Source organism: Rossellomorea sp. NPDC071047 (assembly GCF_050270195.1).
Lineage (GTDB): Bacteria > Bacillota > Bacilli > Bacillales > Bacillaceae_B > Rossellomorea.
Genome location: NZ_JBNNJT010000001.1, coordinates 1,306,897 through 1,320,254 on the forward strand (window position 1 = coordinate 1,306,897; position 13,358 = coordinate 1,320,254).

Consider the following 13,358-nt stretch of genomic DNA (forward strand, 5'->3'; position numbering starts at 1 on the left):
AAATCACCTGTTGGGACAGTCCCTTGTTACATTGTATAAGTTCATTGTTCAACAATCAATCTTTTTTATTGATCAGAGGAATAGGAAGCTCACACTATTTCTGAGGTTCTTCTTTATAGTCACAATTCGTACATTGAATTTGATTACCTTTTTTAAGCTTTTTCTCTACAAGTAATTCTGAACACTTCGGACATTTACGTTCAATCGGCTTATCCCATGATAAAAAGTCACATTCAGGATATTGGTCACAACCGTAGAAAATACGCTTTTTCTTGCTTTTTCGTTCGATGATATTGCCTTTATCACATTTTGGACATTTTACACCGATTTCCTTGACGATCGGCTTAGTATTTCTGCAGTCAGGAAAGTTACTGCATGCCATGAACTTTCCATATCGACCCATTTTAAATACCATTGGATGTCCGCATTCTTCACAATCTTCACCGGCAGGTTCATCGCGGATTTCGATTTTTTCCATCTCATTTTCCGCTTTTTCTAAATGTTTTTCAAAATCCTGATAAAAACGATCAATGATTCTTTCCCACTTCACATTGCCGTCTTCAATATCATCCAGGCTGCGCTCCATGTTTGCCGTAAACTCGACGTCAATGATATCCGGGAAGAACTCTCTCACCAGTTCTAAGACGATTTCCCCCAGTTCAGTCGGAATGAAACGCTTATTATCCAGTGTTACATAGCCTCTTCGTTGAATTGTATCAAGAGTCGGAGCATATGTGGAAGGTCGGCCAATACCCAGTTCTTCCAGCGTCTTGACGAGCCTTGCTTCTGTATACCTTGGTGGTGGTTGCGTGAAATGCTGATTTGGATCGATGTTTTCACTTTTCACTTTATCGTTTTCTTCCAAAGCTGGCAGCAGGTTGTCTTTTTCTTCTTTCTGGTCATCAGATCCTTCTACGTACACTTTCATAAAGCCTGGAAACTTCACTTTAGAGCCGGTTGCTCTAAACATGACGGAACCATTTACAATATCAACACTCATCGTATCCATAATTGCCGGGGACATTTCACTTGCGACAAATCGTTCCCAAATCAATTTATAAAGTCTGTATTGATCTCTTGAAAGATATTCTTTCACTGAAGCCGGATCCCTTAATGTACTTGTTGGACGTACGGCTTCGTGGGCATCTTGAGATTTTTGTTGTTTTTTCTCTTTACGCTCAGACTGCTTAACGAAGTCATTCCCATATTTATTAACGATGTACTCGTTCGCTTCTTTTTGAGCCACTTCAGAAATACGAGTCGAGTCAGTTCTCATATAAGTAATGAAACCAACCGTGCCTTCTTTCCCCATCTCAATTCCTTCATATAATTGTTGGGCAAGCATCATGGTTTTCTTTGCACGGAAGTTTAACTTTCTCGCTGCTTCCTGTTGTAGTGAAGAAGTTGTAAAAGGCGGAGCAGGATTCCGTTTTCTTTCCTTTTTTGTAACTTTGTTAATTTCAAAGGACTTCCCTTTTACTTTACCAAGCACTTCTTTCACATCTTCTTCTGTCTTCAGTTCAACCTTCTTACCATCCATTCCGTAAAACGATGCCTGGAATGTATCGTTCCCTTTTGTGAATTCAGCTTCTATTGACCAGTACTCTTCTGGAGTAAAGCTTTTGATTTCATTTTCCCGGTCAATAATTAATCTTAGTGCGACGGATTGGACCCTCCCTGCACTCAGACCTTTTTTAACTTTCTTCCAGAGGAGCGGGCTGATGTTGTAACCCACTAATCGATCTAAAATCCTGCGTGCCTGCTGAGCATCGACTAAATCCATATTGATCGCGCGTGGATGCTTAAAAGACTCTTTAATCGCATCCTTCGTGATCTCATTAAAGACCACACGACATTCGGAAGTGGTGTCCATGTCAAGGCTGTGTGCCAAATGCCAGGCAATGGCTTCTCCTTCTCTGTCGGGGTCAGCCGCGAGAAAGATTTTTTTGACTTTTTTTGCTGCGGTTTTCAATTCTTTTAATACAGGGCCTTTACCGCGTATCGTTATATACTTAGGTTCAAATTCGTTTTCTACATCTACGCCCATTTGACTTTTCGGTAAGTCTCTGACGTGGCCCATTGAAGCCCTGACCTTATATTTTTTTCCTAAATAACGCTCAATTGTTTTCGCCTTTGCCGGCGACTCTACTATTACTAAATAATCTGCCATCCAATAAGCCTCCTTAAAGAGGGAAATAATCACTGTTTTTAGCACCTTGGAATGTTTATGATTCAAGTGAAACGGAAACGTTTACACTTTCATTCACATAGGTATAGAATTGATATCAGTGTAGATAATCACTACTTCTAACGATGTATTTCTCTTATATATAGTTTTAGATACCTGTTGCAAAATGTATAACAGTTTCACAATAATTGCAACCATTTTGTATAAATAACTTGTAATTATTCAATCTTTCATGGGGAAAATCCTAGTATATTTTAAGATTCTATATCATTTTTCCCCACTTTATACTCCCAGTTCTGAAAAAATATCTTCTATAGATAAGACCATTCTTGCACCTTCCTGGATTAGGCTGTTGGTTCCTTCTGCCAATGGTTCATATATGGAGCCCGGTATGCATAATACTTCCCGTCCTTCATTCAAAGCAGAATCAGCCGTGATGAATGTCCCGCTCTTTTTTCTTGCTTCCGTAACAAGTACTGCATCGGAAAGACCGCTAATGATCCTGTTTCTAAAAGGGAATTGCCATTTTTCAGGTTTAATATATGGGGGATATTCAGATAAGAGAAGCTGGTGCTTCATCATATAACGGGCCAGTCCTTCATTTTGCTTCGGATAAATGTGGTTAAAACCTCCACCAAGGACACCTATCGTTTGACCTTCTGATTGAATCGTTTTGTTATGAGCCACCGTATCGGCACCTTGCGCCAGGCCACTTACAATGACTACCTCTTTCTTCACCAGCTGTGGAATCATATCGCGAAGAATTTCATCAGTATAAGTGGTAGCATTTCTCGAACCGATAATAGCCAATTTCTTTTGAGCATGAAGGAGATTCCTGTTTCCTTTTAAGAAGAGAAGAAAGGGGGGATCATATACGTTTCTTAGCAGAGCAGGGTAGTCTTCGTCCATAAGTGTGATCCAGTCTATATCATTTTCCGAATAAAGCTTTTTGTATCGTTCTGAATTAAATGAATGAAGATCTCTATAGAAGAGTTCTGAATTGGCATTGGTAGAAAGGGTTATCTGTTGAAGCGTGGAAGGGGATAAATCAAAGATAGAGTGTATTTTCTGGAGCGATTCTAGTAATCTTTTTGTTCCTTTCAATCCAATTCCCCGACAATGATGAATGTGAAATAGAATATGACGAAGTTCTTTCATTTATTACCTCCTGAATATTGAATATGGTTTAATTGATAATATAAAACTGAGACTGATGGCTTGAATGCCATCAGTCTCAATACATGATTAATGAGTTTTACATTTATCTAAGATTCCTTCTTCTTTAAGGACCTTTATTAATGTTTCGCCCATATCTGAAGGTGTAGGAGCAACTTGAATTCCGCATTCATTCATAACGCGAATCTTCTCATCAGCTGTTCCTTTACCGCCTGAAATGATCGCACCTGCATGGCCCATACGTTTTCCTGGAGGTGCTGTACGTCCTCCAATGAATCCTACTACAGGTTTAGTCATGTTGGCTTTAACCCATTCAGCAGCTTCTTCTTCAGCAGTACCGCCGATTTCACCGATCATGATGACGGCATACGTATCTTCATCTTCATTGAATGCTTTCAATACATCGATAAAGTCTGTTCCGTTCACAGGGTCTCCACCGATACCGACTGCCGTTGACTGACCGATTCCTGCTTGTGAAAGTTGGTGAACTGCTTCATACGTAAGTGTACCAGAGCGTGAAACAACCCCTACATGGCCTTTCGTATGGATGTAACCAGGCATGATCCCGATTTTACACTCTTCAGGAGTGATGACTCCTGGACAGTTCGGTCCTACAAGGCGTGTTTTCTTGCCTTCCATATAACGCTTTACCTTCACCATATCCAATACCGGGATATGTTCTGTAATACAGATTGCCAAATCAAGCTCGGCATCTACCGCTTCCATGATTGCATCTGCTGCAAACGGAGCAGGAACATAAATGACGGATGCATTTACGCCAGTTGCTTTCTTTGCTTCTTCAACTGTATTGAAAACAGGTACGCCTTCAACCTCAGTTCCGCCCTTTCCAGGTGTTACACCTGCTACGATTTGTGTACCGTATTCAAGCATTTGCTTCGTATGGAAAAGAGCTGTTGATCCTGTAATCCCTTGTACAACAACCTTGGTATCTTTATTAATAAATACGCTCATTAGTCCCCCGCCTTTCTCAGCCTACTTGCTCAACGATTTTTTGTGCGCCGTCCGCCATAGATTCAGCTGCAATGATATTCAATCCTGATTTATTAAGGATTTCTTTCCCTAAGTCAACATTTGTACCTTCAAGACGAACCACAAGTGGAACTTGTAGACCGATTTGCTTAGCTGCTTCTACAACACCTGTCGCAATAACATCACATTTCATGATTCCACCGAAGATATTGACGAAAATACCTTTAACGTTTTCATCAGAAAGAATGATTTTAAATGCTTCTGTTACCTTTTCTGCTGTTGCACCGCCCCCAACGTCAAGGAAGTTAGCGGGATCTCCGCCGTAATGCTTTACGATGTCCATCGTTGCCATGGCAAGACCAGCGCCATTTACCATACAACCGATATTTCCGTCCAGGGAAATGTAGCTTAAGTCATATTTTGAAGCTTCGATTTCTTTTGCATCTTCTTCTTCAAGATCTCGTAATTCAATTACATCTTTTTGACGGTATAATGCATTTGAATCGAAGTTGAACTTCGCATCCAATGCCATTACGTCTCCATCACCTGTAACAACTAAAGGATTGATTTCGACAATAGAAGCATCCTTTTGGACGTACACGTTGTAAAGACCCATCATGAACTTAGCTGCTTTTCCAACAAGTTTTTGAGGAATATTGATATTGAATGCAATACGTCTCGCTTGGAAACCTGTTAATCCAACAACTGGATCAATATACTCTTTAAAGATTTTTTCCGGTGTTGCTTCTGCTACTTCTTCGATTTCTGTTCCGCCTTCTTCAGAAGCCATCAGGACAACTTGGGAAGTCGCGCGGTCGAGTACCAGACCTACGTAATATTCTTTCTTAATATCACAGCCTTCTTCAATAAGTAAGCGCTTTACTTCCTTACCTTCAGGACCTGTTTGGTGAGTCACTAAAGTTTTACCGATTAACTCATCTGCATATGTACGCACTTCGTCCAGGCTTTTAGCGATTTTAACTCCGCCAGCTTTGCCTCGACCACCTGCATGGATTTGAGCTTTCACTACATACACGCTGGAATCTAATGTCTTCGCCGCTTCTACTGCTTCTTCAGCTGTAAAGGCCACTTTACCATTCGGTACGGATACCCCGTAATTTCTGAGGATTTCTTTACCTTGATATTCATGGATATTCATTTTCCATCCTCCTATCAAACTCTTCAAAAAATAGACTGCGCTTTCATTGTATAAAATGACAGTATATCTGTCTACCATTATGCTAAAAATATTATATTAATTTTAAAATTCTGAACTTATAATAGTAGAATTACTCCATATGTTCCGTTGTTCTTGAAAGGATTATCCTTGAAATTATTATTCTTAAAAAATATAATTTACTATTCTTATCCGTGCCATGCCGTTTAGTGACATGGTGTATACTAGAAAGAAATTATCCCTTCCCCTCTATATCCCGATCTAATCGGTAGATAAAAGCAAAAACCTCCGCTACAGCGCCATATAATTCTTCAGGTATTGATTCTCCTACATCCAGGTTCCCAAGAAGAGAAAGTAAGCTCTTGTCTTCTTGTACCGGTATATGATGGTCTTTTGCTTGAGCCAAGATGTTTTCAGCAATGATTCCCTTCCCTTTAGCAAGGACCTTTGGAGCTGATTCACTACTTTGATTATAGCCTAAAGCAATCGCTTCTTTTCTCTCATGAGGGTTTTTCATATCTTTAAATCAACTCCCGAAAACGTTTTTAAACGTTCTGCATTGATTTTATCAGAAAGCTCAACCTGCTTATCCGGAGCTTTCACCTTTATCATGGATAATTGATAGTCCAGCTTCTCCAGGCCTTCTTTTAATCCAGGAATAAATGATCTGGATATTCTCTCTGCGTTTGGGTGGTCATTCCAGATAGTCAAGGAGACCACTCGGTTTTGAACCTGCATATCGATTAATGTCTCTTTCATGATATCCAGCTCTAATAAAAATAAAACCCGGCAGTAGTCTCCATCTATCACACCTTTTTCTTTCTCTTTCCCTGTCCATTGAAGGGTGATATCGGTGCTCTGTCCAAATAGAGAAAAAGGGAATTGTTGTACGATTGTTAGAAAAGGAGAACTCTCCTGTGATTGAAGCACTTGGTGGTTCATCTTGAGAACAAGGTCATCGGCAAGCATTCGAATATCTGCGAGCGGGTGATTTTGACTTAATCCAATGAGATGCTGCTTGATTGTTGGATGATGCTGAAGCTCTTGTCCGTTTTTTTGTAACCGAGCTTCAAAGTTAATTCCAAACGTTCCAATTACTTTCTTCAACACCCTTGCCAGTTCTTCTCCACGGATCGTCTGAGTGAGTTCTTGTTCTATCTGTAGGTGAAGTTTGTGAAATAGCTGTTCCATGTTCGATGCAGGTGCGTCTCTTCCATAAGATTGAAAGAGCCTCATATAGTTCATTTCAATGGACCGCCACTTTCTCTCCCCAACCACCCCCATGAGCTCTTTGGCTGCCAGGAGGGAAGGCTTGTCCGTTTTTTCGTTAAGAACGGTCTCTGAATTCAATAAAATATTTATCCATTTATCGATTTGAGTACCAGATAGTTTATGAGGTTCCCGACCCTTGCCGATATTAGTAGATAGAAGCTGATCCAGATCATTTCGAAGCTGTCGCGGTGCTGCACCTGGAATATCCGCCAATCTGGTTCTTAGAAGCTCCATCTTTCTTTCCCACTGCCCTTGTGAAGACTGTTTCACCTCTTCTAAAATCGTTGTCTTTAACCCTTCCCTCCATTGATTCATGGGAATTTCTTTCGGTAAGACTCCTAGTGATTTCAATAGATCGAAATGACCTAAACGATTTGAGAAGGTTCTGGAAGAATCAACTAAACTGGATAGTGCATTCATCACAAATTTTTCTGACGCCAGCCTATTCAACGGTTTCTGGATCCCAGTAAGTAAATGAAGTATGTCCGTATCCCTTCCAGTTCCCCTTAACTTTGAAGCCAGCTCATTTAGCATGGATAAAAGGCTGCCTGTTGATTTTCCCGCTCTCATCGAGAGAAAGACCCTGTCAGAAAGCGGCATGTCCCTCTTAGCCATTTCAACCAAGGTTTTCACATTTTCTGATGAATCTTTTCCTTTCAAATGTTTCTCTCCGAATAATAGCAGTTCTTTATGAATCGGAATGCTTTTTTTCATGAGCTCCATAACAAAGTCGTTCATTTCTTTCCCGCTTGTTGATATGGAAAAATGCTGTAATAGATTTGCTGATGCATGCTTTCCAATTTCTAATCCAGTTTGCCCACGCTTCGGGATTAGATGTAGATTCACACTACTTTCAGATTGTTTCACTTCTACCCAATAACGTTCTCCAGCTTCCATTGGCGCTTCAATTTTCGCAATAAACCGTTGACCATTTGCTGACACCAATGCATTGCCCTCTCCTAACAGCTTATGGACGCTGATAAATAGGACTTTTCCACTTTGAATGGAAAAGGGCTTTTGATCAATGGGCTGGTTACTGTTAATACCATGAATATGGCTCATGTCCGTGTCTCCCGTTCATATGAATCATAATTTATTCATTATTTATACAGTCCAACCGGCTGCTAATCTATAGCAGCTCCTTCACAGGTGCAAAGCTCTTTCGGTGAATCGGCGTCACTCCTAATTTCTCCAGCCCGCCCAAGTGATCCTTTGTTCCATATCCTGCATTCTTCTCAAACGCATATCCAGGATAGGTGGTGGCATACTCCTTCATCAGTCGGTCACGTGTTACCTTGGCAATGATGGATGCTGCGGCAATGGATATACTTTTCGAGTCTCCTTTAATGATAGACTGACTCGGAAAGGGCGATTGAATTTTCATCGCATCGATCAGTAAATACTCAGGTTGAACCGGCAAGCTGACGATCGCTTCACTCATAGCCTTTTTTGTAGCCTGATAAATATTTATGGAATCAATTTCATCCGCATGTACCATTCCTACTCCAACAGATATAGCGTGTTCCATGATGTATGCATAGAAATCTTCTCTTCTGGCTTCTGTTATCTTCTTGCTATCATTTAATCCCGCCAAATAGAAGTCATGGGGCAGAATGACGGCAGCCGCTACCACAGGACCTGCTAAAGGACCTCTACCCACTTCATCGATTCCTGCAATGAGGGTGAATCCTTGCTGGTGAATTTCTCTTTCATAATGAGTAAGGATGGCAAATTCCTCTTTTTCCTTCTCTCGTTTCATCTGCTCGCGTTCAATCTGTTTTAATAGTTTTTGGACACCGATTCTTTCGTCATTCTTCAATTCCTCAAGAATCGGATCATTAGCACAAGCAGACTTGATGATATCCCTTATTTCTTTAATGGTCATATGTACTGTATTCACATTGCTCCTCCTATTTATATCGGATGTACTTCACATAAATAAAGAGGCTGCGCAAAAGAGATCCCCTCTTTTTACAGCCTCTTTTTTATTCGCTCTCCCGCTCAGTCTCACCAATGATGTCAAACGTCATGGGTCCTAATTGTACATTTCGAATGTCACGTACGATAATTTCAGATGTCTTGTCATAATTCACTTCTCCACCAGCCATCAGACAGCCTCTTTTAGCTCCGATTTTATCGAAGCTATCCACAACTTCTTCAGGTATTTCTTCGAGGCCGTAGCGCTCTTCTAATCGCTCTGGATAGTGCTCTTCAAGAAATCGCAAACCATAAACGGCGATATCCTGTAAATTCAGGATGGTATCTTTAATGGCACCGGTCAATGCCAGCTTATATCCAACTTGCGGATCTTCAAACTTCGGCCATAATATTCCCGGCGTATCGAGCAGTTCAAGCTCTTTTCCTACTTTGATCCATTGCTGGGCTTTTGTCACTCCAGGAGTATTTCCTGTTTTCGCTATGTTTTTCTTAGCCAGGCGATTGATTAATGTGGATTTTCCTACGTTAGGAATACCTACAATCATGGCTCTTATGGCACGAGGTCTCATTCCTCGTGATTTCATGCGATCGAACTTTTCTTTTAATATTTCTTTAGCGGCTTGAACTATGACTTGAAGTCCTTTGCCAGCCTGTGCATTTACAGCAAGAGCTGTTATTCCTTGCTCTTTAAAATAAGAAATCCATTGATTCGTTCTATTTATATCTGCCATGTCTGCTTTATTTAACAAAACAAGCCGCGGCTTTTGTCCAATAATTTCTTCAATCATTGGATTTCTTGACGATAACGGTATTCTAGCATCTACTAATTCAATGACAATGTCTACAAGTTTTAACTTCTCAGTAACTTGTCTACGTGCTTTAGCCATATGCCCTGGGAACCATTGTATTGTCATATGACCACCTCCAAACAACTTTTTTCTATTATTTCACGAAACCTATATCTTTAACAGGCCAATAGATCACTTTTGTATCACCAATGACTTCTTCCATTGGAACTGTACCGATGTGACGACTATCTTTGCTGAAACGGCGATTGTCACCCATCACAAAGATTTCCCCTTCAGGAACAGTGCCTTTTTCAATGATATCATTTAAAGTGAAATCTTCTGTTAACACACCATCATTTAATTGTTCTTTGTACTCTTGTAAGTATGGTTCAGCATACGCTTTTCCATTAATATATAATGTATCATTTTTGTACTCTACTTTATCCCCCGGGAGTCCGATGACGCGTTTAATATAGTCTTTTTGTTCAGGTGCATGGAAAACGACGATATCAAATCGCTCCGGCTCCCCTAATTTACTTACAATCATTCGATCTCCATTATGTAAAGTAGGCATCATTGATAATCCATCGACAACAATGGGTGCAAATAAAAAGAATCTGATAATTGCAGCTAATCCTACTGCGATCAACAGTGCCTTCATCCACTCCCACCACTCATTTTTCTCTTTAACCACATCTCCACCACCCAATGTATTTTTCTATCTTTTTCTATTCTACTAGAAATTCTTGTATTTCTCATTAAAAAAAGGTGGCTTCATTAAAATAGGCAGTCCGTCTTTCGCGGAATTTATTACACAACAAATCTTGTGAAATAAGGAAAAGGAGCTTGTCTCCAAGCTCCTTTTCTTACGTTCTTATCGAATTTCTTTAATACGTGCCGCTTTACCACGCAGGTTACGCAGGTAATAAAGTTTCGCACGACGGACTTTACCGCGACGAATAACTTCTAATTTAGCGATTTTTGGTGTGTGTACTGGGAAAGTACGCTCAACACCTACACCGTAAGAAATTTTACGAACAGTAAATGTTTCGCTGATACCGCCACCGCGGCGTTTGATTACTACTCCTTCGTATACCTGAATACGTTCACGAGTACCCTCAACGATGTTAACGTGTACACGTACTGTATCACCAGGACGGAAAGATGGTAGATCAGAGCGAAGTTGTTCTTTCGTAATATCTTCGATTAATTTGTGCATCTTTTTCAACTCCTTCCAACAGATGCTCTTACAAAAGCGATAGATTGCAGCGGAACATCGGGATCAATGACAACAGGGGATATCCCCTCAAGCCACAAAGAATATAATATCACACAGGCAACCAGGATGCAATAGCTTATTTAGACTTTCTCCAATCCTCTATCCAGGCCTTTTGCCGATCTGTGAGTGAATAGCTTTCTAATAGATCCGGTCTTCTTTCAAAGGTTCTTTTCAGACTTTCTTTCTCTCTCCATTCATCTATCAGACGATGGTTCCCTGAGATCAGCTCATCCGGTACCTTCATCCCCCTAAAGTCCGATGGCCGGGTATAATGGGGATGCTCAAGGAGTCCTGATGAGAACGAATCCTGAATAGGCGAATCTTCATTTCCAAGCACTCCAGGAAGCAGGCGAACTACACTATCGATGACAACCATGGCGCCAAGTTCCCCACCAGTCAATACATAGTCTCCAATTGATATTTCGTCCGTTACAACATGCTCCCTGATCCGCTCATCGTAGCCTTCATAATGACCACATATAAACACGAGGTGGTCTTCCTTAGCAAGTTCCTCTGCCTTTTGCTGTGTATAGCGTTCCCCTTGCGGACACATGAGGATGACCCTGGGCTTTGAATGTTGCTCTTTCTTTAAGGCATCGACTGCATCAAAGATAGGCTGTGGCTTTAATACCATTCCGGCTCCTCCACCGTAAGGATAATCATCAACTTGATTATGTTTGTTATCAGCGTATTTCCTGAAGTTAATCACATTGTAGCTTACGGCTTCTTTTTCGTATGCTTTCTTAAGAATCGATTCACCAAAGATCCCCTCGAACATAGATGGGAATAGAGACAGAACATCAATTCTCATCATGACAACAGGCCTTCCATCGGTTCAATCGTAACAAGCTGTTCCTCTATGTCGATCGTCTTCACGATATCCTCTATGTAAGGAATAAGGTACTCTTTCCCTCTTTGACCCTTCACAACCCAAACATCGTTCGCTCCCGGGCTTAGAATCTCTGTTATGGTTCCAAGCTCTTCCCCGGCAGTTGTTAAGACCTTACAGCCAACGATTTCGTGGAAATAATATTCTCCTTCTTCGAGTTCCTGCAATTGGTCTTCCTGTACCTTCAGGATTCCTTCTTTAAACTTCTCAACCTCATTGATATTTTCATACCCCTCGAAGGTCAATAAATCAAAGCTCTTATGATTTCGATGAGATTTGATCACGAGACTGATCGGTTCTTGGTTTTTACCTTGAAACAAGTATAGTGTGTTCCCTTTTTGATATCGCTCCTCAGGAAAATCTGTCGTAGAAACGATCTTTAATTCACCTTTAACTCCATGAGTATTGACAATCTTACCTACATTAAACCACTTTTCCATCGCTTTCACCTCTTGCATCAACGAATTTCTTTCACAATACCATCTTCAATTATAATTGTCTTAGAAAGTGCTTCTTCTTCCCAATTGTCACCAACTTGTATGTCAATCATACCCTGGACTTCCTTTTCCTTTAGCTCGCTTCCAATTGGAAGGATATTTAACTGCTCGATTTGGAAATCCAAAAGCTTGATCTTTTCAGCCCGCTCGTTCAATTCTCTTTCAAAGTGCTGATTTAATTTATGGGACGGATATTTCTTACCACGTTCAATCTTTTTCATTTCGAACTGTAACTGATCGCTTTCCTTAGCTAAATGAAACTTTTGATTTTCATATCGTTTCATTAACAGATCCTTACTCTTTTCTGTTAACACCTGTTTAACCGTAATCGTATGTATAACATTCAAAAGTTCTTCCTCCTCCTTCTATTCACCCCACACTGTCGTACTAAATCCTTAGGGTGTTCTCTTGGGGGAGTGTTGGATTGTGCAGGTCTTTCCTTAAATAATGCAGCATGAGCCTATGAAAAAGGAGACTGACGTCTTAAGGCTATATAGTAACCTTTGTGGGTCAGTCCCCTGATTCAATAGAGTCGGTGTTCAAGGTCATAGGACCCTTTCGTGCAAAGAGCCAAATGTTGGCTTCCTTACTCCACTATCTCTAAGAAGATTTTCTTCTGTTGTGAAGATCCTGCTGCAGCGTATACCACAGTTCGAATCGATTTAGCTACTCTCCCTTGTTTCCCAATGACCTTCCCCATGTCTTCAGGATGCACAGATAACTTGTAGGTTATGCCGTTCGTTCCCTCATCAGTTTCGATGTGGACCGAGTCCGGATGGTCAACTAAGGGTTTCACAATCGTTAGAATAAGATCTTTCATCGATCTAATCGATTACTTGCTGTTTTTAGCATTGTGGAATTTTTCCATAATGCCTTGTTTTGAGAATAGGTTACGAACTGTGTCAGATGGTTTAGCACCATTAGATAACCATTTAAGAGCCAACTCTTCATCGATTTTCACTTCAGCTGGTTTAGCAACCGGGTTGTAAGTTCCAACTGTTTCGATTTGACGTCCATCACGTGGTGAACGAGAATCTGCAACTACGATACGATAGAAAGGAGATTTTTTTGCTCCCATACGTTTTAATCTGATTTTTACTGCCATAATTAAAGCACCTCCGAATAGTTTCACACAAGTTAGTATAATATCAAATGTGTATTTTG

The 13,358-nt window shown here is 40.6% G+C and carries 15 protein-coding genes; all 15 read right to left on the bottom strand.

What is annotated here, in order from left to right; translation table 11 throughout:
• Positions 1-94: 94 nt before the first annotated feature.
• Positions 95-2,170, bottom strand: a complete 2,076-nt coding sequence (gene topA / locus ACQKFO_RS06730) for a type I DNA topoisomerase (protein ID WP_427597553.1) — start codon at positions 2,168-2,170, stop codon at positions 95-97.
• Between the two features lie 300 nt (positions 2,171-2,470).
• Positions 2,471-3,346: a DNA-processing protein DprA gene (gene dprA, locus ACQKFO_RS06735; protein ID WP_427597554.1), complete on the bottom strand. Its 876-nt coding sequence runs from the start codon at positions 3,344-3,346 to the stop codon at positions 2,471-2,473.
• A gap of 87 nt (positions 3,347-3,433) precedes the next feature.
• Positions 3,434-4,336, bottom strand: coding sequence for a succinate--CoA ligase subunit alpha (gene sucD, locus ACQKFO_RS06740; RefSeq protein WP_044337414.1), 903 nt, complete (start codon positions 4,334-4,336; stop codon positions 3,434-3,436).
• Positions 4,337-4,352: 16 nt separating this feature from the next.
• Entirely contained in the window at positions 4,353-5,513 is a 1,161-nt protein-coding gene (gene sucC, locus ACQKFO_RS06745) for an ADP-forming succinate--CoA ligase subunit beta (RefSeq protein ID WP_427597556.1), read from the bottom strand.
• Positions 5,514-5,766: 253 nt separating this feature from the next.
• Complete coding sequence (locus ACQKFO_RS06750; protein ID WP_427597558.1) at positions 5,767-6,048, bottom strand: EscU/YscU/HrcU family type III secretion system export apparatus switch protein; 282 nt, start codon at positions 6,046-6,048, stop codon at positions 5,767-5,769.
• Entirely contained in the window at positions 6,045-7,865 is a 1,821-nt protein-coding gene (locus tag ACQKFO_RS06755; protein ID WP_427597559.1) for a hypothetical protein, read from the bottom strand. Before ACQKFO_RS06755 ends, ACQKFO_RS06750 begins: the two co-directional genes overlap by 4 nt.
• A gap of 67 nt (positions 7,866-7,932) precedes the next feature.
• Positions 7,933-8,688, bottom strand: coding sequence for a ribonuclease HII (locus tag ACQKFO_RS06760; protein WP_427597810.1), 756 nt, complete (start codon positions 8,686-8,688; stop codon positions 7,933-7,935).
• Positions 8,689-8,788: 100 nt separating this feature from the next.
• Positions 8,789-9,655 carry a ribosome biogenesis GTPase YlqF gene (gene ylqF / locus ACQKFO_RS06765; protein ID WP_148968721.1) on the bottom strand — a complete coding sequence of 289 codons (867 nt, stop codon included), beginning with the start codon at positions 9,653-9,655 and terminating at the stop codon, positions 8,789-8,791.
• A 28-nt stretch (positions 9,656-9,683) separates the two neighbouring features.
• Positions 9,684-10,223: a signal peptidase I gene (gene lepB / locus ACQKFO_RS06770; RefSeq protein WP_148968720.1), complete on the bottom strand. Its 540-nt coding sequence runs from the start codon at positions 10,221-10,223 to the stop codon at positions 9,684-9,686.
• Between the two features lie 180 nt (positions 10,224-10,403).
• Entirely contained in the window at positions 10,404-10,748 is a 345-nt protein-coding gene (rplS, locus tag ACQKFO_RS06775) for a 50S ribosomal protein L19 (protein ID WP_032088854.1), read from the bottom strand.
• Positions 10,749-10,884: 136 nt separating this feature from the next.
• The gene (trmD, locus tag ACQKFO_RS06780; RefSeq protein WP_427597811.1) at positions 10,885-11,619 is read right to left on the bottom strand and encodes a tRNA (guanosine(37)-N1)-methyltransferase TrmD; all 735 of its coding nucleotides are present in this window, start codon (positions 11,617-11,619) and stop codon (positions 10,885-10,887) included.
• Positions 11,619-12,137 (bottom strand): ribosome maturation factor RimM, encoded by a 519-nt coding sequence (gene rimM / locus ACQKFO_RS06785; protein WP_148968718.1) that lies wholly within the window; start codon positions 12,135-12,137, stop codon positions 11,619-11,621. The genes trmD and rimM overlap by 1 nt, the downstream gene beginning before the upstream one ends.
• 17 nt (positions 12,138-12,154) lie before the next feature.
• Positions 12,155-12,541, bottom strand: coding sequence for a YlqD family protein (locus tag ACQKFO_RS06790; protein WP_427597560.1), 387 nt, complete (start codon positions 12,539-12,541; stop codon positions 12,155-12,157).
• A 239-nt stretch (positions 12,542-12,780) separates the two neighbouring features.
• On the bottom strand, positions 12,781-13,014 hold the full coding sequence (locus ACQKFO_RS06795; RefSeq protein ID WP_113968243.1) for a KH domain-containing protein: 234 nt from the start codon (positions 13,012-13,014) through the stop codon (positions 12,781-12,783).
• Positions 13,015-13,026: 12 nt separating this feature from the next.
• A complete protein-coding gene (gene rpsP, locus ACQKFO_RS06800) occupies positions 13,027-13,299 on the bottom strand; it encodes a 30S ribosomal protein S16 (protein ID WP_032088859.1) in 273 nt (90 codons plus the stop codon).
• Positions 13,300-13,358 lie beyond the last annotated feature (59 nt).

What these genes read in the sequence shown, in the direction of transcription:
- topA (WP_427597553.1), bottom strand. Translation starts at nt 2,170, where the DNA reads ATGGCAGATTATTTAGTAATAGTAGAGTCGCCGGCAAAGGCGAAAACA.
- dprA (WP_427597554.1), bottom strand. Translation starts at nt 3,346, where the DNA reads ATGAAAGAACTTCGTCATATTCTATTTCACATTCATCATTGTCGGGGA.
- sucD (WP_044337414.1), bottom strand. Translation starts at nt 4,336, where the DNA reads ATGAGCGTATTTATTAATAAAGATACCAAGGTTGTTGTACAAGGGATT.
- sucC (WP_427597556.1), bottom strand. Translation starts at nt 5,513, where the DNA reads ATGAATATCCATGAATATCAAGGTAAAGAAATCCTCAGAAATTACGGG.
- ACQKFO_RS06750 (WP_427597558.1), bottom strand. Translation starts at nt 6,048, where the DNA reads ATGAAAAACCCTCATGAGAGAAAAGAAGCGATTGCTTTAGGCTATAAT.
- ACQKFO_RS06755 (WP_427597559.1), bottom strand. Translation starts at nt 7,865, where the DNA reads ATGAGCCATATTCATGGTATTAACAGTAACCAGCCCATTGATCAAAAG.
- ACQKFO_RS06760 (WP_427597810.1), bottom strand. Translation starts at nt 8,688, where the DNA reads ATGACCATTAAAGAAATAAGGGATATCATCAAGTCTGCTTGTGCTAAT.
- ylqF (WP_148968721.1), bottom strand. Translation starts at nt 9,655, where the DNA reads ATGACAATACAATGGTTCCCAGGGCATATGGCTAAAGCACGTAGACAA.
- rplS (WP_032088854.1), bottom strand. Translation starts at nt 10,748, where the DNA reads ATGCACAAATTAATCGAAGATATTACGAAAGAACAACTTCGCTCTGAT.
- trmD (WP_427597811.1), bottom strand. Translation starts at nt 11,619, where the DNA reads ATGAGAATTGATGTTCTGTCTCTATTCCCATCTATGTTCGAGGGGATC.
- rimM (WP_148968718.1), bottom strand. Translation starts at nt 12,137, where the DNA reads ATGGAAAAGTGGTTTAATGTAGGTAAGATTGTCAATACTCATGGAGTT.
- ACQKFO_RS06795 (WP_113968243.1), bottom strand. Translation starts at nt 13,014, where the DNA reads ATGAAAGATCTTATTCTAACGATTGTGAAACCCTTAGTTGACCATCCG.
- rpsP (WP_032088859.1), bottom strand. Translation starts at nt 13,299, where the DNA reads ATGGCAGTAAAAATCAGATTAAAACGTATGGGAGCAAAAAAATCTCCT.